23 protein-coding genes are annotated in these 26011 nt (G+C 45.2%); 6 read left to right on the top strand and 17 right to left on the bottom strand.

The features are described 5' to 3' along the window. Nucleotides 1–15: 15 nt before the first annotated feature. Complete coding sequence (locus tag RNZ41_RS02960; RefSeq protein WP_314027540.1) at nucleotides 16–1254, bottom strand: cation:proton antiporter; 1239 nt, start codon at nucleotides 1252–1254, stop codon at nucleotides 16–18. Nucleotides 1255–1537: 283 nt separating this feature from the next. Further along, complete coding sequence (rpoN, locus tag RNZ41_RS02955; RefSeq protein ID WP_314027539.1) at nucleotides 1538–3331, bottom strand: RNA polymerase factor sigma-54; 1794 nt, start codon at nucleotides 3329–3331, stop codon at nucleotides 1538–1540. A gap of 228 nt (nucleotides 3332–3559) precedes the next feature. Between rpoN and RNZ41_RS02950 the strand changes: the two genes are divergently transcribed. Both RNZ41_RS02950 and RNZ41_RS02945 read left to right on the top strand, forming a co-directional pair. After that, a complete protein-coding gene (locus tag RNZ41_RS02950) occupies nucleotides 3560–4621 on the top strand; it encodes a nitrilase-related carbon-nitrogen hydrolase (protein ID WP_314027538.1) in 1062 nt (353 codons plus the stop codon). Nucleotides 4622–4638: 17 nt separating this feature from the next. Then, nucleotides 4639–5097 carry a cyclic nucleotide-binding domain-containing protein gene (locus RNZ41_RS02945; protein WP_095355929.1) on the top strand — a complete coding sequence of 153 codons (459 nt, stop codon included), beginning with the start codon at nucleotides 4639–4641 and terminating at the stop codon, nucleotides 5095–5097. Between the two features lie 85 nt (nucleotides 5098–5182). Here RNZ41_RS02945 and RNZ41_RS02940 read toward each other — a convergent pair whose 3' ends face one another. From RNZ41_RS02940 to lptM, 4 genes are all read right to left on the bottom strand, one after another. Next, the gene (locus RNZ41_RS02940; RefSeq protein ID WP_314027537.1) at nucleotides 5183–6217 is read right to left on the bottom strand and encodes a tyrosine recombinase XerC; all 1035 of its coding nucleotides are present in this window, start codon (nucleotides 6215–6217) and stop codon (nucleotides 5183–5185) included. A 24-nt stretch (nucleotides 6218–6241) separates the two neighbouring features. Next, complete coding sequence (dapF, locus tag RNZ41_RS02935; protein ID WP_144918112.1) at nucleotides 6242–7174, bottom strand: diaminopimelate epimerase; 933 nt, start codon at nucleotides 7172–7174, stop codon at nucleotides 6242–6244. Nucleotides 7175–7400: 226 nt separating this feature from the next. Next, nucleotides 7401–8708 carry a diaminopimelate decarboxylase gene (lysA, locus tag RNZ41_RS02930; protein WP_409950649.1) on the bottom strand — a complete coding sequence of 436 codons (1308 nt, stop codon included), beginning with the start codon at nucleotides 8706–8708 and terminating at the stop codon, nucleotides 7401–7403. Further along, a complete protein-coding gene (lptM, locus tag RNZ41_RS02925; protein WP_314027536.1) occupies nucleotides 8698–9009 on the bottom strand; it encodes an LPS translocon maturation chaperone LptM in 312 nt (103 codons plus the stop codon). The genes lysA and lptM overlap by 11 nt, the downstream gene beginning before the upstream one ends. Nucleotides 9010–9360: 351 nt before the next feature. Here lptM and RNZ41_RS02920 point away from each other — a divergent pair, with 351 nt between their 5' ends. From RNZ41_RS02920 to rsfS, 4 genes are all read left to right on the top strand, one after another. Beyond that, the gene (locus RNZ41_RS02920) at nucleotides 9361–10536 is read left to right on the top strand and encodes an acetate/propionate family kinase (RefSeq protein ID WP_314027535.1); all 1176 of its coding nucleotides are present in this window, start codon (nucleotides 9361–9363) and stop codon (nucleotides 10534–10536) included. Nucleotides 10537–10600: 64 nt separating this feature from the next. Beyond that, nucleotides 10601–12745 carry a phosphate acetyltransferase gene (pta, locus tag RNZ41_RS02915; RefSeq protein ID WP_314027534.1) on the top strand — a complete coding sequence of 715 codons (2145 nt, stop codon included), beginning with the start codon at nucleotides 10601–10603 and terminating at the stop codon, nucleotides 12743–12745. A 294-nt stretch (nucleotides 12746–13039) separates the two neighbouring features. Next, nucleotides 13040–13792 (top strand): nicotinate (nicotinamide) nucleotide adenylyltransferase, encoded by a 753-nt coding sequence (gene nadD / locus RNZ41_RS02910; RefSeq protein WP_314027533.1) that lies wholly within the window; start codon nucleotides 13040–13042, stop codon nucleotides 13790–13792. 144 nt (nucleotides 13793–13936) lie between these two features. Beyond that, the gene (gene rsfS / locus RNZ41_RS02905; protein ID WP_050324756.1) at nucleotides 13937–14338 is read left to right on the top strand and encodes a ribosome silencing factor; all 402 of its coding nucleotides are present in this window, start codon (nucleotides 13937–13939) and stop codon (nucleotides 14336–14338) included. 124 nt (nucleotides 14339–14462) lie between these two features. Here the strand turns inward: rsfS and RNZ41_RS02900 are convergent, their stop codons facing one another. The 11 genes from RNZ41_RS02900 to RNZ41_RS02850 all read right to left on the bottom strand — a co-directional run bounded on the left by RNZ41_RS02900 (nucleotide 14463) and on the right by RNZ41_RS02850 (nucleotide 26002). Next, nucleotides 14463–16259, bottom strand: a complete 1797-nt coding sequence (locus tag RNZ41_RS02900) for an FTR1 family iron permease (RefSeq protein ID WP_314027532.1) — start codon at nucleotides 16257–16259, stop codon at nucleotides 14463–14465. A gap of 51 nt (nucleotides 16260–16310) precedes the next feature. Further along, nucleotides 16311–17651 (bottom strand): iron uptake transporter deferrochelatase/peroxidase subunit, encoded by a 1341-nt coding sequence (gene efeB / locus RNZ41_RS02895; protein WP_159676588.1) that lies wholly within the window; start codon nucleotides 17649–17651, stop codon nucleotides 16311–16313. 79 nt (nucleotides 17652–17730) lie between these two features. Continuing rightward, nucleotides 17731–18633 carry an iron uptake system protein EfeO gene (efeO, locus tag RNZ41_RS02890; protein WP_314027531.1) on the bottom strand — a complete coding sequence of 301 codons (903 nt, stop codon included), beginning with the start codon at nucleotides 18631–18633 and terminating at the stop codon, nucleotides 17731–17733. Between the two features lie 205 nt (nucleotides 18634–18838). Continuing rightward, on the bottom strand, nucleotides 18839–19594 hold the full coding sequence (gene pstB, locus RNZ41_RS02885; protein WP_219299031.1) for a phosphate ABC transporter ATP-binding protein PstB: 756 nt from the start codon (nucleotides 19592–19594) through the stop codon (nucleotides 18839–18841). Nucleotides 19595–19655: 61 nt separating this feature from the next. Next, on the bottom strand, nucleotides 19656–20525 hold the full coding sequence (gene pstA, locus RNZ41_RS02880) for a phosphate ABC transporter permease PstA (RefSeq protein ID WP_095355920.1): 870 nt from the start codon (nucleotides 20523–20525) through the stop codon (nucleotides 19656–19658). A gap of 17 nt (nucleotides 20526–20542) precedes the next feature. After that, the gene (gene pstC, locus RNZ41_RS02875) at nucleotides 20543–21493 is read right to left on the bottom strand and encodes a phosphate ABC transporter permease subunit PstC (RefSeq protein ID WP_036593090.1); all 951 of its coding nucleotides are present in this window, start codon (nucleotides 21491–21493) and stop codon (nucleotides 20543–20545) included. Between the two features lie 140 nt (nucleotides 21494–21633). Beyond that, entirely contained in the window at nucleotides 21634–22791 is a 1158-nt protein-coding gene (gene pstS / locus RNZ41_RS02870) for a phosphate ABC transporter substrate-binding protein PstS (RefSeq protein WP_314027530.1), read from the bottom strand. 382 nt (nucleotides 22792–23173) lie between these two features. Continuing rightward, on the bottom strand, nucleotides 23174–23536 hold the full coding sequence (crcB, locus tag RNZ41_RS02865) for a fluoride efflux transporter CrcB (RefSeq protein ID WP_314027529.1): 363 nt from the start codon (nucleotides 23534–23536) through the stop codon (nucleotides 23174–23176). A gap of 20 nt (nucleotides 23537–23556) precedes the next feature. Then, a complete protein-coding gene (gene tsaD, locus RNZ41_RS02860) occupies nucleotides 23557–24618 on the bottom strand; it encodes a tRNA (adenosine(37)-N6)-threonylcarbamoyltransferase complex transferase subunit TsaD (RefSeq protein ID WP_138018613.1) in 1062 nt (353 codons plus the stop codon). Between the two features lie 50 nt (nucleotides 24619–24668). Then, entirely contained in the window at nucleotides 24669–25229 is a 561-nt protein-coding gene (locus RNZ41_RS02855; RefSeq protein ID WP_282841318.1) for a hypothetical protein, read from the bottom strand. Nucleotides 25230–25276: 47 nt separating this feature from the next. Next, a complete protein-coding gene (locus tag RNZ41_RS02850; RefSeq protein ID WP_312539383.1) occupies nucleotides 25277–26002 on the bottom strand; it encodes an ABC transporter permease in 726 nt (241 codons plus the stop codon). Nucleotides 26003–26011: the final 9 nt, after the last annotated feature.

Here is a 26011-nt window from a genome sequence, read left to right as displayed (position 1 = left end):
TATTTTTGCGTTGCACTAATTTTTGGTCATGGCTAATAAACGGTTGGCGGTTAGCCCATGTAAAAAAACCGACATCGCAATCATTACCACACAAATCACCCAAATTTTTAGCGCTTCATCACTGGTAAATACGCCTTTATTCATCGCATAAGCAATATAATACAATGTACCAATCCCGCGAATTCCTAGTCCTGCCGTTACCCAGCGTTCATTGCGACTCATCCCCAGTTTACCTAGACTAAAATAACCCACAATGGGACGTATCAAAAATATAAACGCCAAACATACCACATACACTTGCCAGCTAAGGGTAACATCACTCGCTAACGCTTGACCCACCAATAGTCCCAAAAATACCATCACGAGCGACATCAGCAAACCTTCAATTTGTTCAGCAAAATCATGCAAGCCTTCATGATATTCATGTTCACATTCTGAGCGCCGAAGGGTTAACGCGGCGACAAATACCGCAATAAAACCATAACCATGCACAAACTCTGTGATGCTATAAGCCAGTAACATCAAAGCTAATACCATATAACTTTGCTCGACTTTATCAGGGTATGCCTTGGTAAATAGCCAATTTGCCAAAAACTTACCGACACAGTAACCCGCCGCCACCCCTGCAATGATTCGCCATAACACATCATAGCCCAACCAATGCAGCCAATCTTCTGCACCAAAACCTTGATTGAGAGACGCAGCGGTAGCAATGGCTATCGCTAAATAGACAAACGGAAATGCCAGTCCATCATTGAGACCTGCCTCAGAGGTGAGAGTAAATCGGGTCACATCTTCTTGTCGTTCGGAATTGGGTGGACCGACTTGGATGCTTGCCGCTAATACAGGGTCGGTTGGCGCTAGCACCGCACCGAGCAAAATAGCCGCCGCCATACTGAGTCCAAAAATGTAATGTCCCATCAATGCCATCGCGGCGATACCAACTGGCATCACAATCACCAACAGCCTTAAGGTCGGTTGCCACGTTTTCCAATTGAGCGGACTATCGAGTTTGATACCACAACCAACCAACGAAATCAGCACCACCACTTCTGTAACTTTCTCGATAGGAACGCCATAATTAAGCGGATTAATTCTAGGCAGCCCCATAAAAAAATACCCTAGCAGTGCGCCAAAGGTAATTTGTATCATAGGTAGGGATATCGAAAGCTTGCGCGGTAGCATAGGAAAGAATGCCCCGATTAAAAACGCCAACCCTAAAAAAAGTAAAATCAAATTATAGTGTTCAAGCATACCTGTGTACCAAGATAAGTTGCTAAAAGAGCCATGTTACTGCGTAAAAGGTTTATCCCTTATGAATCCATTATGCAAAAAGGTAGGCATGCCATCAACCATTGCTGTTTAGCAAAATACCAAGAGATTTGTTAACAGTTCAAGAGTTGAGTTAAATTTGAAAATTCAGTTAAATTTAAAAGCTGAGTTATATTTGAAAATTTAGTTATATTTGACGGCTTAGTTAAATTTGAGAATTCAGCTAGAAAAGATTTTGACTGACCCTCTAATCACAACATTGCGGTCAAAACCGCACTTTACGCTGCGTAGAAGAACCGATGTTCATACCTTCTCGGTATTTGGTCACGGTACGACGGGCAATATCAATGCCTTTATCTTGCAGGTGCTTCATAATACTACTATCAGATAGCGGTTTTTTGGGGTCTTCTGCCTCAATCATTTGCTTGATCATCGCGCTGATAGCGGTCGAAGAAACGCCCTCACCCTCATCACTACTGACTTGACTGGAAAAGAAATACTTCAGGCTAAATAGCCCTTTGGGGGTAACGATGGTTTTGCTGGTAGTGATACGAGAAACGGTTGACTCATGTAAGCCCACTTCATCTGCCACATCTTTAAGTACCATCGGCTGCATTGCCATGACGCCTTGCTCAAAAAAAGCCTGCTGACGTTTGACGATACAGGTTGCAACTTTTAGGAGATTTTGATTACGCTCTTCGATACTACGGATAAACAGCCGCGCATCATACAGCTGCTCTTTTAGATAGACGCCTTGCTCGCTGTTGTCATTGCGACTGACAAGTTTGGCATACACTTGGTTAATACGCAGTTTTGGCAAGGTTTCTGGATTTAAGCTGACCTCCCAATGCTGCCCTCGCTGCACCACAATGACATCAGGAATGTCGTAGCTTTCAATGCCATTATCTAGCTGACGTTGTGATTTTTCATAAGACAGTGCAGGATTGGGGTTTAATGTGCGCAATAAGGCGAGCGCAGGCTGAATCTCAGAGACGTCAAGATTGGATGATTTAAGCAGGGCATTGATGTTATTGTTGGCAAAAAATTCTGAATGCATCAAAATTTGCTTGGCTGCTTGCCAAGAGGGGGTATCACTCGGCAATTTATTGAGCTGAATCAGCAAGCATTCTGCCAAATTTCTCGCACCAACGCCCAGTGGCTCGCAGTTTTGTATTTGCTTAACCACAAGCTCAATGTCTTCTAGCGCCAAGTCCACGTTTTCAACTTGATAAAATGACAACATGGTATCAAAACTTTGAAATAGCTCATCATTTGATAACGTGATAAAACCGCGCTCGTCCATGCTATCAATCAGATACTCCGCCATCAGCATATCGATGGTGGAGAGCCGTCTTAAATTCAGTTGCCAACGCACATAATCTTGAATATTTCCTTGCGTGGCAAGCTTATAATCATCCTGACTGTCTTCGCTATCAATGCCAGTGGCTGCCGCAGATTCATAGCTATAGATATCATCCCACTGTGCATCCACCGGCATATCGATTTGCTGGCTGCTAAGATGCTCGCTACTATCTATCCCGTCTAAGCCAAATTCCTCATCATAGCGATAATCGCTGTCTGCATAACTGTCACTATTGTTGTCCCCATAACTGTCACTGTAACTATCACTTGGGCTATGACTTGCATACTCATGCACTGCCGAGGGTTCACTGTTCGGGGGATAATCTTGGCTAGCAGAAGCAGGATAAAAATCATCCGACGCTAGATAATCTTCCAACACCTCAGTTTCATGGCGGTTATAGTCATCCAAATCAACTTCAGACAACTCAACACCTTCTACTTGATAGTCATCATAGTCATAGTCATAGTCTTTATCCATGTCTTGTTCTGGATAGTTTTCGCCATCGGGTAGGTTATCGGCGTCGTCATAAGACGTCTCCCACTCTTCCTCACGCTCAAGCATAGGGTTGCTATCGAGTTTAAGCTGCACTTCTTGTTCAAGTTCAAGACTCGATAATTGCAGCAAGCGAATTGCCTGCTGCATTTGCGGGGTGAGTGTCATCCCGGTCGTTAGCTTTGCCCCAATACCAATTTTCATAACGCGTTTTTTTAAGCCTTACTCTAATGAGGTTAGTTTAGATGGTGTGTCTATGGTGTGTCTATGCTCTGCTAGGTTGCTAGTTTAGTATTGTTTCAACAAGATATGCTAGTATTTTTTGACATTCAGCCGTATATTAATTATCTGCACTTAACTTAACTGTGCTTAGCTTTACTTAGCTGCAGCACCCACAAATTTTCCTAAATTTTTTGCTTACGAAATCAAACCATGACAAAACTGACAAAATTTGCGATTGTTGAACTCAATAGCCAGACCGATATCTTAGCAAATCTTCAATCTATTGAAGTAGGCATTAAAATTGCCAGTGAACGCGGCACCCGCATGGTGATTTTGCCAGAAAACGCTTTTTGTTTTGGCAAACAGGGCTTTGCCAGTCAATATTTTGATGCCTTAAAAGATTGGTCGGCACAGGCTGCCCGTCACTACGGTGTATATCTACTGGCAGGTACCTTGCCCTGCCCGTATCGACCTGACGGTACGCCTGTGGCTGACGGCAAACTTCGGCAAAGCTCACTATTATTTGACCCTGCTGGCGACTGCTTAGCGCGCTATGACAAAATTCATTTGTTCAAAGCCACCGTCAATGATAGCACAGGCAATTATGATGAAGGTAGAACCTTCGAAGCCGGTAATGAGCTCATTGTGACGGATACCGAGTTTGGCAAGGTCGGCATGATGGTATGTTTTGATATTCGTTTCCCCACCCTTGCGGTCAAACTACGCGAACTAGGTGCAGATATACTCACCGCGCCTTCGGCGTTTACCTACCAAACAGGGAAAGCACATTGGCATGCGCTACTCACCGCAAGGGCGCTCGATAGCCAATGCATGGTCATTGGCGCAGGTCAGACGGGTGACCATGTCGTCAATCCCTCAGCGCCTGGCAAAGTACGCAGCACTTGGGGGCATAGCGAATTTATCAGCAGCGATGGTGAGCGCGTTTTGACCCAAAAAATTAATGCAGCAATCGACGCAGCAATCGACGCAGCAAACGACGCAGCAAACGATGCAGTAACCCGAGATTTTGATATCACCAACAATTTAGCGCATTTACCTTTATCTGCCAAAGCAGCAAGCTGGCTGCCTAAGTCAGATAGTTACCAACAGCTTGACAAAAATGCTGAGCAAAATACCAATAAAACAACCCTATTACAGCAAGCCCCGAGCGTGATTTTTGCCGACTTTGATGCGGATGCACAGCAAATAACTCGGCAGAATATTGCGTTGCTCGAATGTCAAAAATTGACTATCATAGCAAATAATATCTAACGACCCTTAAGCGAAAAATGGATAATCCACTTTTTGAATATTTAAAGAATAGTCCAATCTTTAGCCGTCTTGATCCTTATATGTTTCAAGTGGTCGAAAACTCACTACATTTTAAACAGTTGAGTCCGCAAGAAGTGTTATTTACGGAAGGCGAGCATGGCGATTTTATGGCGTTTTTGCTGATTGGTGAATTATCAGTCATTAAATACAGCCCTTCAGGGGCAGAAATTAAAGTCGGTGAAATTCGGGCGGGCGAAAGTACCGGTGAAATGGCACTGTTAGATTTATTAACTCGCTCCGCTACCATTAAAGCCACCAGCCTATGTGCGCTTGTCACCTTGTCCCGCGCTGACTTTGAGCGACTTTTGTCAGATTATCCTCGTATCGGTGTTGAGATGCTGCGTGGCTTAGCGATTATCTTGAGCCTTAATCTTCGCCGTACTTCTGAGCATTTGACCCGCGCGGTTAATGTTTAAGATGGCTAGGGCTGATGGCGCTAAACTTAAGTTTAATATTTTTTTCATGCCTAATATTACTGCTTAACCTGCCTATTATTGTGCGCTATCGTCGTGAGCGGGGATGCGCTTTATCATACACTTGCGATAAATGCCCAAAATCCAAATGGGTATAAATCTGTGTGGTACTGATATCACTGTGTCCCAGCAGTTCTTGAACACCACGCAAATCACCACTATCACTTAAAATATGTGAGGCAAAACAGTGCCTTAGCAAATGCGGGTATAAATCTTGTGCGATACCGGCACGTTTGGCCTGTAGCTTGATACGTAGCTGCACGGTGCGTGTTGAGATACGCGTCCCATAACGCTCACTGACAAATACCGCAGGGTCTTGCTCTTCCACCCATAGCGAGCGATGCGGCAAATAGTTGATGAGTGCCTGCCAGGCTTTTTCGCCAATCGGTACGATGCGCGTTTTTCCGCCTTTACCCAGTACTCGTAACAGCCGCTGTGATTTGTCGATATCAGACATATTAAGTCCCACTAGCTCGCCGACGCGTAAACCACTACCATACAGTAATTCTAGCATGGCTTTATCGCGAATCCATAGCCGCGCTTCATGGCTATCTTCTGGCGCAGCTTGGTCTAATAACTGTGATAATACATCGATATCAAGTAGCGTGGGCAAGGGTCTCGGGGCGCGTTTAAGACGTATGGTTGTGGTGGGATTTAATGTCATCAGCTGCTGAGCAATCAACCATTTGTAAAGTTGACGCAACACGGTTAATTCATATTGACTACTGGATTTGGATATTTTATCGACATCCAATCGGCGAATTAGGAAATCTGACAACTGCTGACGGGTGATGTGACAAAGCGCGGTATGTTGCTCATAGCAATATGCCAAAAAAGGCTGTAGCGCTTGGCGGTAGCTTTTGATAGTTGCTGCGCTATAACGCTTACTGCTTAGCTCAGCAAGCCAGCGATCTACCAAAGCTTGGTCATTGGTATTGAGCACAGTTTCTGCCTCATGCGGCGTTAAGTGGGTAGGCAAATCATCGTTTGCTGATTTGCCTACACGGCTGCGCTTTTTCCCTTGACTATTTTTGCCTTGACTTAGGATACGGCTAGTTGGCATAGTGTCGGTTAGCGAGGTTGGGGGCTATTCATGGTAAGGATGTCCCTCATCTGAGCGATGTTCCTCACTTGATTGTGCTGGCGTAAATTTCAGCCCCGCACCTGCCATCAAACCCTCAGGACTAAACACCCCTTCGTACACAAAGGTCGCAGGACCGGTCATATACACAGGATAGCCTTCTTGCCAACGAATCGCCAAACTGCCACCATACAACTGGGCTCGAATATCCACGCCTTCATCTAGCCAGCCTTCACGCACCCCAGTCGCAACCGCAGCACACGCGCCCGTACCACAAGCTTGCGTTTCGCCCACGCCGCGCTCATAGACGCGTAGCCGGATATGGCGATTATTCATCACCTGCATAAACCCGACATTGACGCGCTCCGGAAATGCAGGGTGGCTCTCAATCGCTTTACCGAGTTTTTCCACCTCAGCGGTCAATACATCATCTACTTTGATAATGGCATGGGGATTGCCCATATTTGCCACATAGAGTGTCACAGGCGTACCATCCACATTTAGCCGGTATGAGTTTTGAACTTTAGTAATGGTTTTGGGGGTAAAAGGAATCTCATCGGGCTCAAATTTTGGTTTACCCATATCCACTTTTACCCAGCCATAATCATCGGTGCTAAGGGTAATAATACCGCTGGCGGTTTCTACCCGAATACGCTGTTTAAATGACAATTTGCGCGCCTGCACAAAACGGGCAAAACATCTAGCGCCATTGCCGCATTGCTGCACTTCACTGCCATCTTTGTTAAAAATACGATAGCGAAAATCGACATCAGGGCGGCTTGGCGGCTCAACAATCAACAACTGGTCAAAGCCAATGCCTAAGTGTCTATCCCCTAACAACGCTACTAACTCTTTGGTCAAGTGAAGTCGCTGTGTGACTAGGTCAATGACCATAAAGTCATTCCCCAGTCCATGCATTTTGGTAAATTCAATTAACATTGTTATTCCTTAAAATTATTTTGATTTATGCACGCTATCTTATCATGATAGCTGATTTTTTATAAGGTAATTGGGGAACAAAAAAACCTTAGCAAGTCAAGCAAATTTGGGCTCGGTTGCTAAGGTTTTGGGTTCAGCTGCTAAGGTTTTGGTTTCAGTGGCTAAGGTTTTGGGCTCAGCGGTTTAAATAAGACTTAGCGTTGCCAGCAAACCTTACAGTTTAGATTTAATCTACCAATTTTTCGTTTTGCCAAAGGCTCTCAACCGTTTCACGCTCGCGAATGACATGGGCGTGACCCTCTTTGACCAAGATTTCACAAGCACGTGGGCGGCTATTGTAATTGCTCGACATGACAAACCCATACGCCCCTGCGCCTGTGATGGCTAGAACATCATTGTCAGCCAATGCTAACACACGGTTTTTTGCCAAAAAATCGCCCGTCTCACAAATCGCCCCGACCATATCCCATACTTTGGGTTCAACCGGTGAGTTCAACTGTGTGGGGATGACCGCCATCTCTGACTGATAAAGTGCCGGACGAATTAAATCATTCATCGCGGCATCGACAATGGCAAAATTTTTGTGTTCGGTAGGTTTTAAAATATCCACGCGGGTCAACAATACACCTGCATTGGCAACGATGCTACGACCTGGCTCTAAATAGAGTGTTAAGCCTAAAGTTTTCAGTTTTGGTAACAGTAACTGCGCAAATTCTTCAATACTTGCAACGTCTTCGTCAATATACTGCACACCCAAGCCACCCCCCAAATCAATATGCTCAAGCGCAATACCTTGCTTGGCAAGTGCGTGAATCATCTCAATGACTTTATCCAATGCATCCATAAAAGGCTGAACTTGGGTCAACTGCGAGCCAATATGACAATCAATACCGACGACTTTTAAGTGCGGTAAGTCATGGGCAATTTGGTAGATACGGGGCGCATCTTCATGGGTAATGCCGAATTTATTTTCTTTGAGCCCTGTGGAGATATACGGATGGGTTTGCGCGTCGACATTGGGATTGACGCGTAGCGAAATTGGCGCTTGCTGCTGTAGTTTGCCTGCCACTGCATTGATACGGTACAGCTCAGCTTCTGACTCGACATTAAAGCAAGCAATCCCTACTTCAAGGGCAGTGCGGATATCTTCAGCGGTTTTGCCAAGTCCTGAAAATACGATTTTTTTGGGGTCGCCGCCCGCAGCCAAAACTCGCGCAAGCTCGCCCCCTGTAACAATATCAAACCCTGCCCCTGCTTTGGCAAGTTCGTTTAATACCGCAAGGTTACTATTGGCTTTTACCGCATAACAAATCTGATGCTCAATCTCAGTAAAACTATCATCATAAGCTTTATAGGCTGCCAAAATCGACTGCTGACTATATACATAGGTCGGTGTGCCGAAGGTCTTTGCGATATCCGCAAGACTGACGCCATCCATCATCAAGGCAGTGCCATCATAACTCAGACCATTGATTGACTTGACGTGTTCGGTCGGATTGATTGCTAAACTTGCGGCTGCATCATTAGTAATCATTTTTACCTCCAACCGATGGCACAGATGGCACCGATGGCGTAGTCGCTGAGTGAGGCGCTGAATGCGGCACTGGGGCTGCATTATTATCAATCATGACGTTGGGGTCTTGGGTGTTGACATCGACTTTGGTATCAGAGGCATTCGCAGTGGTGCTAGTGGGTTTGGCGGTCGCATCGACTACTTGTTGGCTATGGCTGCTGGGTAGGTACAATGCCCCTTTTTGCCCACATCCTGTCAGCACATTGGTTGCCAACATCACCATCAGCACGGCGATTGTTGGGGATAGTTTTGAAATTTGCATGAATGCCCTTAATTTTAAGAATAAAAGTAAGTATAAAAATAAAATTTGTGATGGGGTTATTGTAGCTGTTTTTGCGTTTTATAAGCAATTATCTCACCTTATTTCTCACCTTATTAAAGATGAGCGTTAAATCGATGATTTTTGTTAATTTTTCGTTTTTGTTAACGCTATCACTATTGTGGTATGCTTTTTTGCTATAATGATGACAACAAAAATTTGGCAAAAAATTACCACAATACAATTTTTTTAATCTACAATAAATTACTTAAGACAAGGATAGCTTAAAATTTAATCCAGTTAGGAAGGCGCTTGATGCAAGGAATGCACAAGATCTTGTCTAAAGGAACAGCCATGCAAAATCCGATCTTAGTACTTAATTGTGGGTCTTCGTCAATCAAATACGCGTTATTAAGCAATGACAGCAGCGAGCGCGTTGCCGGTCTTGCGGAAAACTTGGGCTTAGATACGGCACGTATCAAACACACCGACCTCAATGGAGAAAAAGTCGAAATCTCTTTGGCAGGCGCTAATCACCAATGGGCGCTGCAAAAAATATTAGGTTTATTAGCCGCTTACAAACCCGTTGCCGTGGGTCACCGTGTGGTGCATGGCGGACGTGAGTTTTCTCATGCCGAAAAAGTCAACGACCATGTCTTGGCGGAAGTCAAACGGCTAAAAGTATTGGCGCCCCTGCACAACCCTGCCCATGCCTTAGGTATTGAGGCGGTGGAAAAAATCTACCCAGATTTGCCGCAAGTGGTCGTGTTTGATACCGCCTTTCACCAAACCATGCCCGCCAAAGCCTACCGCTATGCCATTCCAAAAGATTTGTACAATGAGCATTATATCCGTCGCTATGGTTTTCATGGTAGCTCGCACGCTTATGTCAGCCACCGCGCTGATAGCCTAGCCCCTCATCACCAAGCCAATGGTTGGATTACCGTGCACTTGGGTAATGGTTGCTCGTTAACCGCCGTGTATGATGGCAAAAGCTTGGACACCAGCATGGGTCTGACCCCGCTGGAAGGCGTGGTCATGGGTACACGCAGTGGTGATGTTGACCCAAGTTTGCATATTCATTTACACCGTATTTTGGGCTATAGCCTTGACCAAATTGATACGATTTTAAATAAACAAAGCGGGTTGCTGGGCATTTCAGGTATCTCAAGCGACATGCGCACGGTGGAGCAAGCCGCCAATGAAGGCAACGAGGATGCCAAACTCGCCATCGAAATTTTCTGTTATAAAGCCGCTCGTTATATCGCCTCACTCAGCTGTGCGTTACCGACCTTCACTGGCTTGGTATTTACCGGCGGTATCGGTGAAAACAGCGCCTCAATTCGCCAAAAAATCTTACAAAACTTGCCGCATTTTGGCATCAAAGCGAACCTTGACAAAAATGCCGAACTCTCGCGCGGCGCCGAAGGTAGCTTCCACCAAGCCGACAGCCAACTGCAATTGTGGGTGATTCCGACCGATGAAGAATACCAAATCGCCAAAGAAACCAAAGAAGTCTTAGGTTTATAAACCCTCTCACCCTGATGCCTCATCAGGGTTTTTAGTTTGAATAAAATAACAAATAGGAACTATCATGCAAACTATTTTATTTGTGCCTACCAGTAGCGGCATTGGCTTGACCTCAGCTTGTTTGGGTTTTATCCGTGCACTCGATTATATCGGGCTAAAAGCAGGATTTTTAAAACCCTTTAGCCAAAATACCACCGCCAATCATGAGAGTGATGACAGCTCAAGCGTGCTTGCAAAACATGCCTTTAACTTAAACCCGCCACCCTCCATTGATCGTAGCCGCTTAGAGCGTGTGATTGGGGATGGTCAGTTAGATGATTTGATGGAAGAAGTGGTTGCCAAACACCAAGCATTGGCTGAGCAATATGACGTTATCGTCTGTGAAGGTCTGGCTGCCGACAATGATTCAAGTTATGCGGAATTGGTGAATTTAGCCATCGTCAACGCGCTAGATGCCAAAGTCATCTTGGTCAGTAGTGGCGATATTGCAAACCCGGATAGTTTGGTGGACAAGTTAGATATTTTTGCCCGTGATTTTGGCGGTATGGCAAGCGAGCGCACGTTAGGCACGATTTTGATGCGCGTCAAAAATGTGGACAACCACTATGACGAAGCACCCGTCGCCCCTGGTAAAGCCAAAGTTGATTTGGCAGCTGAGCAATTACAGGCGATTAAATCCCACTCTCCTTATTTTGACTCCGATAAATTTCGCTTGATTGGCGTAGTGCCTTTTAGCAATACCTTAAGTGTGCCCCGTACCTGGGACGTGGCTCGTGAGCTTGATGCCAAATGGCTCAATGAAGGCGACGCCAAAAACCGCCGTGTGCTCAATACTTTACTGGTTGCGCGTACCGTTGCCAATATTGAAGATTCTTTCACCCGTGGTAACTTACTGGTGACGGCAGGCGACCGAGACGATTTGATTTTGGCGACTGCGCTTAGCACCATGAATGGTGTACCGCTAGCAGGTCTTATTCTGACAGGCGGTATCGTGCCGAACCAAAAAATTATCAATCTGTGTCGCCCCGCTCTAAAAACAGGGATTCCTGTGATGCTGGTTGACACTGACAGCTTTGATACCGTCACCAAACTTAACCACATCAGCCATGAAATCCCCGCAGATGATACCACTCGCGCCAGTGAAGTCACCGATTTTGTCGCCGCGCATTTGGATTTGGACTGGATCAAAACCACTTTTAGTCAAGGCAACAACAACCGCAAACTCTCGCCTTCGGCTTTTCGTCATACCTTGGTCAAAAAAGCCCAAGCTGCCAAAAAAACCATCGTACTGCCTGAAGGCAATGAGCCCCGTACCGTTGAAGCGGCGGTCATCTGTCAGACTCGTGGTATTGCCCACTGTATCTTACTTGCCAAACGCAGTGAGGTCGAAGAGGTTGCCAAGAACTTGGGGCTCACCCTACCTGAAGGCCTGCAGATTCTTGACCCAGATACCTTGATTGACAAGTACGTCAAGCCTATGGTTGAGCGCCGTAAAGGCAAACTCGATGAACTGCAAGCCCATGAACAGCTCAAAGACACCGTCGTACTGGGTACGATGATGCTGCACTTGGGTGAAGTCGATGGTCTGGTATCTGGCGCCGTACATACCACTGCCAATACCGTCCGCCCTGCGTTTCAGTTAATTAAAACAGCGCCGCAGTATTCACTGGTATCGTCTATTTTCTTTATGCTACTGCCTGAGCAAGTGGTGGTGTATGGTGACTGTGCCATCAACCCAGACCCTACCGCAGAACAGCTGGCTGAAATCGCCTTACAATCCGCCCAATCTGCCAAAGCGTTTGGTATCGAACCCAAAGTTGCCATGATTAGTTACTCGACAGGGTCATCAGGTGAAGGCGCAGACGTGGATAAAGTGCGTCAAGCCACCGAAATCGCCAAAGCTAAAGCGCCTGATTTGCTCATTGATGGTCCGTTACAATATGACGCTGCCAGTGTGGCAAGCGTGGCAAAATCAAAAGCGCCAAACTCGCTAGTGGCAGGTCAAGCCAATGTGTTTATCTTCCCAGATTTGAACACTGGCAATACCACCTATAAAGCGGTGCAGCGCTCTGCCAACGTGGTGAGCGTCGGTCCTATGCTGCAAGGCTTAAATAAGCCTGTGAATGACTTGTCGCGTGGCGCCTTGGTTGAAGATATTGTCTATACCATTGCGCTCACAGCCGTTCAAGCAGATAGCAGTGAGTTTTAAGCGTTTTTTATGTTTAAAAAAAGGTGAGTGTGACACTCGCCTTTTTGTTGTCTGTTACCATTGCCTGTCACACAGAATATCAGCTTAAATGCAATGCAAGGCTACTTTTCCACCACTAGGCTAGTGCGCCACAATCTGTTATCCCCAAAAATTGCTTTATGGTAAAATTCTGCATAAAGTGATTTTTGTGCGCAATGTACCAACCGATGAACCGCCAAACCAACCGTAAGATGTGTCAGTGATGATGAAGGATGTTAGTTTTCTTTACCCTAAACTTTTATTGGGCTTGTGGTTATGACAATGCCTCGCTGTATTCGTGTCTGGTTGGGTGGCTCATTTGATCCGGTACATTTGGCGCATTTACAGATGATTGCGCATGTGTACCATGAGCTCATGCGCGCCTTCCCCAACGTTGATATCATCGCCAAATTATTGCCTACCGCAGGTTCGCCCCTAAAAACCCAGCCAACTTCCAACCACCAGCGCCTTGAAATGCTTGCGCTTGCGATTGACGATGTGCCTTTTTTGTCGATTGATAAGACTGAGCTGCAGTGTCAGCCGCCTGTGTATAGCTTTCATACCTTGAGTGAATTTAAACAGCGTTATCCCAATGACCTACTGATTTTTGTCCTTGGGCAAGACAGTGTTGAACAACTTGATAAATGGTATCGCGGCTTTGAGCTGCTTTCGCTGACCAATCTATGGGTGCTACCCCGTCCTGCCTTGGGTGCCCCTAGCGACAATTTAAGCCACAATTTACACCAAAACTTAAACCAAAATGCTTTGGCCAATACGGATAAACCCCCTAATATAAATATTGATAATCGGTTAGTGCCTTTTATCATTCATTCGCCAAAAGACTTGATAAATCAAACCACTAACCATATTTATATTGATAAGTTTGTCGTGCCTGATATCGCCAGTAGTGATATCAGAGCTTGGCTATACAGCACAGAAGCTCGGCAACGACAGCAAGCGCGGCTAAGTTTACCGAGTCAGGTTTATCGGTATATTGTTGAGCATCAGTTATATGCCCCACACGTTTAGCCTGATATTGATTTACATTTTTTGATAACTTGTGCGTTAGATTTTTGTTAAAATAGCGCACTTTTTTTAGGATTGTCATGATCCTATTTTAAGCTACCCTTATGACCCAATCATTATGACCCAATTCATGGAATCCACGCATTTATGACCGATACCCAATTTGCTAGTTTAGTCAATCAACACCCTGCCCACCAACAGTTAACCACTTGCCTTGACATCGTTCAAGATGCCTTGGATGATTTAAAAGCCAAAAACATTACCGTACTCGATGTTGCTGATATGACTGAAGTCATGGAGCGTATCGTGATTGCCGAAGGGACATCTACCCGCCACCTTAAAGCAGTTGCCGACCATGTCGCGATGAAAGCGAAGCAAGCAGGGTTTAACCCTATTGGTGTGGAAGGTCAAGGCACCAGTGATTGGACCTTGATTGATTTGGGCGCTGTGGTGGTGCATGTGATGATGCCACAAGCCCGCACGTTTTATGACCTAGAAGGCTTATGGCAAGGTCAATCGCAGCGCGAGCGTATGGAAAAAACGGCGTAGTGTAGTCTATAGCTTAGTTTAGACTATGTCATGCAAACTATGCGTTATGAACTAGACGCCAAAACCAAATGGGTAAACAAGTTTTACCCATTTTTTTATGGCGTTAATTATCTTTGATTAAAAGTTATGCCAATGCAGCCGTTTGCTGACGTTGATGGTTTTTCATCCAAAGATTGATACCGATTACAATAATGACATAGCCGATTTGTGCCAAAAATGTCTGTAGCGTCGGGTAGAATCCCAACGATTCAATGGCGGGCAAGCGGCTCATGGCGGTCATCGGTAGATATCCTGTCAATTGCAGCGCGTGCAGACTGACACCTAAAATCTTAAAGCCCAGTAGGTAAATCACCCAAGTTAAGACTTTAAACAACTGTGGAATCGGTAATTTGACCGAGGTTCTTAGCATCACCCAAGCCACTGCTGCCAGTGCTACAAGCGCTAAACCAATCCCGGTTAAAAAATTACTCATACTGATATTGGGTAATATACCGACATAAAACAATATGGTCTCTGCGCCTTCTCGAAATACGGATAAAAAGCTCAATCCAAATAACGACACAAAGCTACCTGCCGTCATGGCTTGTCCCATATGACGCTTGATATAAGCGTTCCATGATTGGACGGATGATTTGCTATGCAGCCACGCCCCAATGCCAATCATCATAATCACCGCAACGATGCCTATCACCCCTTCAAACATCTCACGATTGGCGGCAGAAGTCACTGCAGGGAATAATAGCTGTAATGCCATCGCGCCTGCGATACTAGCAAGTAAGCCAAAAGCGACACCAGCATACACCCATTTTTTGGCTTTGACTTGTTTGGCAGCGGTTAAAGCTGATAACAGCGAGATGACAATCAATAAGGCTTCCAACCCTTCTCGAAGCAAAATCAGCATCGAGTCAACCGCAGTATATTGAGCTGTTGGATTAATTGCTGCCAATTCATTGATAATCGATTGCAGTGTTTGCTGCTGTTTAGGGTCTTGTCCCTTCGCCATGACTAACGGAATTTGACTTTCCACCCGATTATATAGACTGGGGTTACGCGTACTAACATCGCCTTCGACCATTGGCCAAATACTAATAAACTCGCCTAATTTTGCTTGACCAATCGCTGCGTCGTTTGTTTTAAACGCCTGTAAACCATCGCGCAGTAACTGGATACTATCCGCCAGAGTGACAGTTTGTGTGGTTTGTACAGCGGCTACGTCACCTTTGTTATAACTGTCGATGGCGTCTTTTAGCGCAGCAGATTGGGTTTTGATTTGCGCCATATTGATGGGTTGGGTTTCAATCGCCACTCGCATCAGCGCCATGGATGTTTCGATTTTGCCATAGTGTCCCATACTGGTATTGCGTACGACCCGCTCATTACCTAGCCAAACTGCATTAAACTGGTTGTAAGCCGCCCGTAATGTTTCGACATCTGTCGCTGCTGCCCGTTGTATGACTTGATTAAGATTGTCATACGCAGGTACCATTTTTTTGGCAAACTCTTTTCGCTTCGCACTGTAATCTACAGGATTTTGTTCTTTTTCAAAGGCATATAACGCATTTGACACGGCTGATAAATTGGTTTCTGTGGGATTACTGATGGCTTGCCCAATCGCTTGGCTTGTCTGTTGCCCAAGCGTGGAATTTTTTGCCGTTGCATCTATGGCATCAAAGGCTGTTTGAATTTGCGCAAGGGTGTCCTTGGCTTTTAGCGTATCATTGGCTTTAATTGCCGCCATCGCGTCTGATAGCTTGATAAAAATAGGGCTTAAATTCAGCTTTTTGCTGGCTGGTTGACTGGCTTGCGTCGCTATCTGTGCACTTGCAGGCGTTGGTTGCTGCGCTTGTAAGCCTTGACTGGTGATGAGCAGCGAACTTGCTAGGCCAAAATTTAGCAAGGTTTTTTGGGTGATATTTATCATGAGTAACTTTTTAACCGTCTGTTTTTAACTGATGCAGGTTGCATTTTAACCTTAAGCTTCAAATAATGCTTGTCCAATATAGCCACCCTGCGGGATACCACCGAAGCAAGCAAATAGCCCACTGCCAATGTGGGTGGTGTATTCATTCATTTTATCAAGACGACCTAGGGCATTTTGGATAATAATAAATTGTTCGGGCGATTTTTGGAATGAAATAAACAGCAGCCCCGAATCAAACTGCCCCGTGGCTGGGTTAATGCCGCTACTGTAAGAATACGAACGGCGTAGCATCTCCACGCCTGTGCGTTTTGCCAGTCCCATGTGGGAAATTTCAGGTATCACTGCTTTACCCTGCGCGTCTTTGGCGTGCACATCAAAGGTGTCAAATTCGCCTTTTTGTCCAATCGCCGCACCGCTATCACGATGTCGACCAAAGGTGTCTTCTTGACCTTTAAGCGAGGTGCGATCCCAAGTTTCAAGATGCATTTGGATGACACGGGTGACCAAATAAGTGCCGCCTTTCATCCAATCGGGCGCATCCGCCCATAAGTTTTTGTCCGCAGCTTTGATGGTGCTTTGGTTGGCGGTGCCGTCTTTAAAACCGAATAAATTACGGGGCGTATGGTTGCCGGTATCAAACCCGACAAAACCTGACTGACTCCAACGCATGGTGATATTAGAACGCGCTTGGCGAACCAGTTGCCGTACCGCATGGAATGCCACTTGGGCATCTTCGGCGCAGGCTTGAATACAGATATCACCGCCCGTCAAGTTTTCTCGTAATTGATCGCGTGGGAACTTGGGTAAGTCTTGGAATTCTTTGGGCTGCTTATGGGCAAGTCCCATTTTTTTGAGAAAACTTGGGCTAATACCAAAGGTCAACGTCAATCCGTACGCGCCCATGCTGTCTGCTTCGCCTGTGTCGGTCGGGGGCACAAACGGGTTTTTTTCATACGCTTTGATGTTTTTACCTTGCGTCAAATTGGCCGCATAGGTTGTCCAGTCTTTGAACATCTGTTTGACATCGTCGAGCTTGTCGGTATGTAAATCCATCACCAAAAAATAAATATTACGCTGTGACGGCGTGGTAATGCCTGCTTGGTGTTCGCCATAAAAATCATATTTGACATCGGCAAAACTATTTTTGGTAGTATTGGCATCACTACCAGCATGTTTAGGATTTTCGTTTTTATCGCTATCTTTGGACTGATTGCCATCCAAAGCTTGCAAGTTAGGTAAGTTTTCGCTTGGTTTTTGCTGACAGGCTGACACGGCTAAACCTGCGCCTGCGATACTGAGCGCACCAAATTGGCGTAAAAAACTGCGACGATTTGACGTTTTTAATCCCATCCCTGTTTCTTGCGCTTGCTTATCTAATTTACTATGTTTCATACTGCCCCTAACACCGTACTGACCTTTTTATGCCACCCTAAAACCGTAAAGTGAAGCAATTTTTTGCTTCACCTTTGACTTATTGCAATACAATGCCCATCTGCGCTAAGGGTTCACCGAGTTTATTCACCGCTTCGGCTAGTGCCTTGGTATCTGCAGGGGTTAACTCTTTATAGGATTTATAGTCTTGTTGCCCGACTTGGTGTTTGGCAAGTAGTTGGTTGACTGCGCCAAATTTTTGCTCAAGCTCCGTGACTAAAGCTGGGTTTTTGGCTTGGATTTTTGGTTTTAAAATGGCAAATATTTTCTCGGCACCTTCAATATTGGCTTTAAAATCATACAAGTCTGTGTGCGAAAAAATTTCTTCTTCGCCGGTGATTTTGCTTGTTGATACTTCATTGAGCAAATCTACTGAACCTTGCACCATCAAGTCGCCTGTGACCTCCGCTGTTGGAATTTTGGCGTGCAATTCTTTGACATCTGCAATCAGTTGTTTGCCCAGTTGTTCGGTGCCTTTGGTGGTATTTTGTGTCCACAAGATTTTTTCAATCGCATGGAAGCCTGTCCATACTTCATTGGGCTCAAGGTCGGCTTCACGGTTATCGATACGCGGGTCAAGGTCGCCAAAACTTTCAGCAATCGGCTCTGATCGCTCAAAATACATGCGCGCTTTTGGATATAACGCCTTCGCCTCTTCTAATTTACCCGCTTCGAGCAGTGCGACAAATTTTTGGGTATCGGTAAGCAAGCTATCAATTTGGGTTTGTACCCAAGCTTTATATTCCGCCGTTTCTTTACTCATATCCACTGCTGCCGGTGCTGATGCTGTGACTGCAGAAGCGTTAGTCGTTGCAGGCGCTGTTGCGGCACTACTTGCAGCAGGCGCTACCTCTGTTTTTTGTTCGGTTTTTTGGCAAGCCGTCAATAGTAATGCAGATATCGCTAGAGGTAATATTGATAAGGTAAAAGTACGGCTCAACATAAAACATCCTTAAAAGTAAACACGAATAAATAATAAAAAAAATAATGACAATTGGCGAATTATAGTGTAAATGAGAATCGTTATCAATATTTATTTTACGTTGATTGTGCCGAGAAGTTTAGGCAAAAAAATACCCCGCAGCAGCAAAGTAGCGAGGTATTGTGATTGACTAAATGACGCGCAGATCGCCTAATAACAAAATAACCTAGCCGAATTTACCCGTGATGTATTCTTCAGTTTCTTTACGGTCTGGGTTTGTGAACATTTTATCAGTATCCCCCATTTCCATCATTTCGCCCAAGTACATAAACGCGGTATAGTCAGACACCCGTGCCGCTTGCTGCATGTTGTGAGTGACGATGGCGATGGTGTAATCATTTTTTAAATCTGAAATCAAATCTTCAATTGAGCCTGTTGAGATAGGGTCAAGTGCCGAGGTGGGTTCGTCTAGTAGCAATACTTCAGGACGGGTTGCCACACCGCGGGCGATACACAGACGCTGCTGCTGACCACCCGACAATGACAGACCCGATGCTTTAAGTTTATCTTTGACTTCAGTCCACAGTGCCGATTTTTTGAGCGCCCATTCAACGCGCTCGTCTAGTTCAGCGCGGCTTAAGCTTTCGTACAGACGCACACCAAATGCCACGTTGTCATAAATTGACATCGGAAATGGCGTTGGTTTTTGGAATACCATACCCACGCGAGCACGCAGCAAGTTGACGTCCACCGATTTATCCAAGATGTTTTGTCCATCTAGGTTGATTTCCCCCGTGGCACTCATGCCGGGATATAGGTCATACATACGGTTGAAAGTACGCAGTAACGTTGATTTACCACAGCCTGAAGGTCCGATAAACGCGGTAACTTTTTTGTCAGCGATATCGATGTTGATATTTTTAAGGGCTAAAAATTTACCGTAATAAAAATCTAAATTACGAATTTGCATTTTTGCGGTCATGATGAATACCTTAATAAAATTTGTTTGATACTAGCAAATAGCTTTAATCTTCTATTGATCATCAATGTGATGATTGCTCTTTACCACTTAGCGCACGTGCCAAAATATTCAATGTTAATACCGCCAAGGTGATGAGTAACGCACCTGCCCAAGCCAATTGGTTTGAAATAGGGTATGGTTGGCTGGCGTATTGATAAATCACGTTTGGTAAGTTGGCAATGGGTTGACCCATATCGGTACTAAAGAATTGGTTATTAAGCGCGGTAAATAGTAAGGGTGCAGTCTCACCCGAGATACGCGCAAATGCCAGTAAGATACCTGTTAATACCCCAGTTTTGGCAGCACGTAAAGTAACCGATGTTACCAGTTTCCATTTTGGCGTCCCTAACGCATAAGCCGCTTCACGCAATGTATTGGGGATTAGACGCAGCATATTTTCAGTGGTACGTACCACCACAGGAATAACCAATAGCGCTAAAGCCATTGCACCTGCCCAACCTGAGAAGTTACGGCCTTGTACCATCAACGCAAAAATAAATAGACCAATCACAATGGAGGGTGCGGATAGCAAAATGTCGTTCATAAAACGGGTGACTTTACCAAGCCAGCTGTTTTCGGCAAATTCAGCAAGATAAATACCTGCCATCACACCAATCGGTGTGCCGACTACAAGCCCTAATCCTGTCACCATGATTGAGCCGATAATCGCATTGCGAAGACCGCCAATTTCGTTTGGCGATGGGGTGTCTTGAGTAAAAATGGGCATGGTCAATAACGCATGCGAGCCTGATAAAAACAATTTGAATAAAATTAAACCTAAGAAGGTCAAGCCAAATACAATGGACAAACCGGCAAATATCAGTCCTAAAGCATTGCTTAGACGGCGGCGTTTGTAAATGGCGTTATTACGATTCATGTTGATAGTAGTCATAGTATTTCCCAGCGTCCTTATTTCGTACCCGCATTTTTATCCATACGACTGAGCATCAATTTTGAAATCACCAGTACAATAAAGGTAATGATAAATAGTAAGAAACCTAAATGTAATAGCGATGATTGGTGCAAGCCTTCAGACTCTGCAAATTCATTTGCCAATGCCGAAGTGATTGACACCCCTGACTGGAACAAACTTGGACTGACGTTATAAGCGTTACCAATAACAAAGGTGACTGCCATCGTTTCACCCAATGCGCGACCCAATCCCAAAATGATACCGCCCATCACACCGGCTTTGGTATAAGGCAACACCACGTATCGCATCACTTCCCAAGTGGTTGAACCCAAACCATAGGCAGATTCTTTAAGCATTTTTGGCGTAATGGAGAAAACATCACGCATGACCGATGCAATAAACGGGATAATCATGACTGCCAAAATCAAACTTGCGGTGAACAGACCAATACCCATCGGCGCACCTTGGAATAAACGACCCACATAAGGCACATCACCCAAATGGTCAATCAGCCAGGGCTGGATATGTTCTGAAAACCAAGGCGCAAATACGAAAAATCCCCACATACCATAGATAATTGAAGGGATACCTGCTAACAACTCAATGGCAATACCCAAAGGACGTTTTAAAAAATTGGGGCAAAGCTCTGTCAAAAACATGGCAATACCAAAACTTACAGGAACCGCAATCAAAATGGCAATGACAGAAGTCACTAGCGTCCCATAGATTGGTGCGAGTGCGCCGTATACATCCATCCCTGTATCCCAGTCTTTACTGGTGTAGAAGTTAATGCCAAACGCTTTCATACTTGGCAATGCGCCAAGAAATAGTGAGATTAAGATACCACCTAACAACAACAGCACGATAAACGCAAAAAGACGAGTCGCGTTGACAAACAACCAGTCTAATTGTTTTTGCTTTGCGAGTTTTGCGTGTAAATCCGACATAAGAACCCAGCCATCAAAAAATAGTTTTAGTTTACTAATTCTAGAAATTTGAAAAAAAAACGTAGAGCATTAACTAGTTTATTGCTCTACGTATCGTTTGACATGCCTAACCCTGTTAACTGTTAACCATCATCATGAGATTATTTTGCCGCTGACGCAGTTGCTGTGGCAGCATCTGAGCTAAATAGTGGCTTACCATCAGCCCCTACAACTTTTTTCCACTCGTCACGGAAGATAGCTTTGCTTTCTGCTGAGAATGGTACAAAGTCCAAGGATTTTGCTAGCTCATCACCGCTTGAATACGCCCAGTCAAAGAATTTAAGGGTATTTTTGACGTTTTCTGGGTTGGTTGGTTTAGTATGGATTAAGATGAATGTTGCCGCAGAGATTGGCCAGGCATTTGGGTCTGCTTGGTTAGTCAATACGATGTTAAAGCCTGGTGTACCTTTCCAATCTGCATTACCTGCAGCGGCAAAGCTTTCAGCCGATGGTTGTACAAAGTTGCCCGCCGCGTTTTTAAGCTGTGTATGCGACATTTTGTTTTGTTTTGCGTAAGCGTACTCAACATAACCGATTGAGTTTTTGGCACGAGCGACGTTACTTGCCACGCCTTCGTTACCTTTACCACCTGCACCTGTCGCAGCGGTTGGCCATTTAATGGATTTATCTACACCTGGACCTGCTTTCCATTCTGGTGATACAGCCGCTAAGTAGCTTGCAAAGTTAAAGGTTGTACCTGAACCGTCAGAACGGAAAATCGTCGTGATTGGCGCATCTGGTAGTGTCACGCCTGGGTTTAATGCGGTAATCGCTGGGTCATTCCATTTAGTGATTTTACCCAAGTAAATATTGGCAAGGGTGGCACCGTCTAGTTTTAATTGACCTGGTGCAACACCATCGATATTAACAACCGGTACAACTCCACCGATAACGGTTGGGAACTGGATTAAACCGCTTTTATCCAACTCTTCTTTGCTTAAAGGCGCATCCGACGCACCAAAGTCAACGGTATTGGCTTGGATTTGTTTGATACCACCTGATGAACCGATTGATTGGTAGTTCACTTGACCGCCAGTGGCGTTCTTGAACTCACCTGCCCATTTAGCATAGATAGGTTGTGGGAAAGAGGCGCCTGCACCTGTGATGGTAAATACGGCGTTTTTGTCGCTACCTGCCGCGCCTGTCGCAGTGCTTGACGTTGCTGAGGCACCCGCTGCTTGATTGTCTGCTTGTTTGTTGCCACAAGCGGTTAACGCTAAGGTCGATGCTACGACAACACTTAATAATGAATAACGCATGGATAGCTCCTAAAAACGTTTTTTGAGTTTACGATGAAACTGCCTGAATGAAATAAATGTCACCAACGGTACGATTTAACTTTTCTGGTTATTTTCACTATGATAGCTCAATGCTGATATAACTCACAGCTGACCGATTTAACTGTCATGATAATAACCATATTTCGGTTTGTATAAAAATTGTGTATATGATTACAAAGAAATGTGACAGTATCATGACAGTTTAATGGCTGACGGATGGCACACGCTGCTATAGGTGAGACGCGATAAGGGGATTTAAGATTTAACTCGCTTATCGATTCACAAAGCCTTGAGCAGCTTTACAACCTTTAGCGGTGAATGAGAAGTGAAAAGGTGAAAAAATTAACAAGTTGAAAAGTTATCAATAATTTAACAATTTAAGACTATAAAACCCAATGGCAGTCGCAACCAAGGTTAAAAACACATGGATGCCAATCAAGCCTAAACCTTGCACTACCTTGCCGCTATTCAACAAAGTAAACACTTCGGCACTAAACGTACTAAACGTTGTTAGTCCCCCCAAAAAACCTGTGGTGATAAACAGTCGTAAGTTTGGGTGCATCTTTTGGGTAAGTATCAAGGCAAATCCCATCAACAGCCCGCCTAATACATTGGCAGATAGTGTGCCATAGGGCAACCAAGAATGTACGCTGTTGATTCTCGATAACCACCAGCGCAGCATTGCCCCAAATGCAGCCCCCAGTCCTATCCACAGCCATGGCATCTTCAAGTCCTTATAGATGGTTATGGGTTAGCTGGATTGACAGCAGGCAGCATTGTCATGTCCCAACGCGGCAAGCAGCTAACCGCTAGCTCATCGTGTTGGCCGGCGTTCAAGCGCTGCCACCCGGCGAAGGCAATCATGGCGCCATTGTCAGTACACAGGGCAGGCGGTGCATAATGCACGGTGGCGTTGATTTTGGCTAATGCCTCAGCTAGCGATTCTCGTAGTTGTTGATTGGCACTCACCCCGCCTGCGATTACTAAGCGTCTCATGCCTGTTTGCTGCAAGGCTTTAACGCATTTTTTCACCAACGTATCGACCATCGCATATTGAAAACTTGCCGCAATATCGGCGCGCGTCTGGGCATGCTCAGGATTATGGCTATCGGTTGGATGGTCTTTAATCAAATTATGCACGGCGGTTTTCATACCACTAAAAGAAAAATCCAATCCTTTGCCGAGCATCGGGCGCGGTAATTCATAGGCTAATGGATTGCCTGTTTGCGCCAAGCGGGCAATATTAGGTCCACCAGGATAAGGTAACTCTAGCATTTTAGCGGCTTTATCAAAGCACTCACCTGCGGCATCGTCAATAGATTCACCTAATATTTCATATTGCCCGATGCCTTTGACCGCCACTAACATAGTATGTCCACCCGACACGAGCAACGCGACAAACGGAAAATCGGGCGGATTGGCGCCTAATAGCGGCGCGAGTAAATGTCCTTCCATGTGATGTACACCAATCGCAGGAATATCAAGCGCCATCGCCAAACTGCGCCCAAACAATGCCCCTGTCATCAACGCGCCCACCAGTCCAGGACCTTTGGTAAAGGCAATGGCATCGATATCGGTTTTTTTGAGTTGGCAGTCATCAAGCAGTTGCTGCAACAAGGGCACTAATTTACGGATGTGATCGCGGCTTGCAAGTTCAGGGACTACCCCACCATATGTCGCATGTAGCGCGATTTGACTATATAGCACTTGCCCGACCAAACCTTGATTGGGTTGGTGACGTTGGTCACTATCAAAAATGGCTAATCCCGTTTCATCGCAGGATGTTTCCAGTCCTAGCACACGCATGGTATTTCCTTAAACGATAAATAAACGTCAATATACCGATGGCAACTTAGTTATTTTTTGCCATCATTGATAATTTTGACAGGAATGGTTAACCCTTTGGCAAAGGGCTCGGCAAAGACATAAGTGTATTGACTCGGGGCAATTTGCTGGGTGGTATGGATGACAAACGCGCTGTTCTTGCCGGCTGTGAGTTCATGTGACACATAGGCAGTCCCCAGCTGGTCGAGCACTTTGGATAAGACTTCATTGACTGCCATACCCACCGTTAAGTTGTAGCGGGAGGTTTCATTATCCACATGATACATCTCGGCATAGGCTTTGACAGGCTCACTATCGAGCGCAAAGGGATATTTAAAGCTAGCCTTATCGACTGGCTTAACGCCCGAATCCACCAATGCCCAGTTGATTTGTTTGGGCGCACCGTTTTGGGCGGCTTGGGGGGATACGGTACTGGCAGCAGCTACACTGGCAACGTGATGTGGACTCTGAATACTAGCTACTGTGGCACTTGCTGTGCTGTTTTGCTGTGGCTTGTTATCACTGGCAGGTTGACAAGCCGAGAGTAACACCCCACCTATCAGCAAACTTGATATCATAACTGCTTGTTTCATTGGCACGCCTCCAATATATCCAAACTCTTTGTCTAGCTTAGCCTAGCTTAGGCAGTGACGCCCCCATTACTGATGGGCTGATAAGACAGATGACGATTGATGCGTTTTTCAGCCAATCGAAACATCCCAATCAATAGCCAAGACAATAACAAATAAATGATACCTGAGGCAAAGAACAATTCAAAAACAGTATAAGTTTTTGACATAATCGTCGTTGCCACACCGGTGATATCCATCAAAGTGATGGTCGATGCCAGCGCACTGCCTTTGAGCATAAAAATCACTTCATTGCCATAAGCCGGCAGCATGATGCCAAAGGCGCGAGGAAAAATAATTCGGCGCAATTTTTGGCTATATGACATGCCGATGGCGTCGGCAGCTTCATTCTCGCCTTTGGGTATTGACTTGATAGCACCGCGGATGATTTCGGCAATATAAGCTGCCGTATTGAGGGTAAAAGCGATGATAGCGCACCAAAATGGGCTCGCTAACACACCCGATTTCCACAGCACGGACTCCGTCACCCATTTAAATTGTGACAATCCATAATAAATCAAAAAGATTTGCACCAGTAGCGGCGTACCCCGAAAAAAGAAAATATACGCAAACGGCAATGCCTGTACCCAAGGTTTTTTCGACAGCCTAGCCAAGGCTAGCGGCACTGCCAATATAAACCCCAATAAACCCGACAACACCACAAGCTCAATGGTGATAATACTACCTTGCAGCAGTTTTGGGATACTATCAATAATAATTTGCCAATTCCAGTTCATTGATGAATC

The sequence above is a fragment of the Moraxella sp. DOX410 genome (genome assembly GCF_032248735.1).
In the GTDB taxonomy this organism is placed as follows: domain Bacteria; phylum Pseudomonadota; class Gammaproteobacteria; order Pseudomonadales; family Moraxellaceae; genus Faucicola; species Faucicola tetraodonis.
Note: the sequence above shows the minus strand (reverse complement) of the source record. Positions and strands in the feature narration are given on the sequence as shown.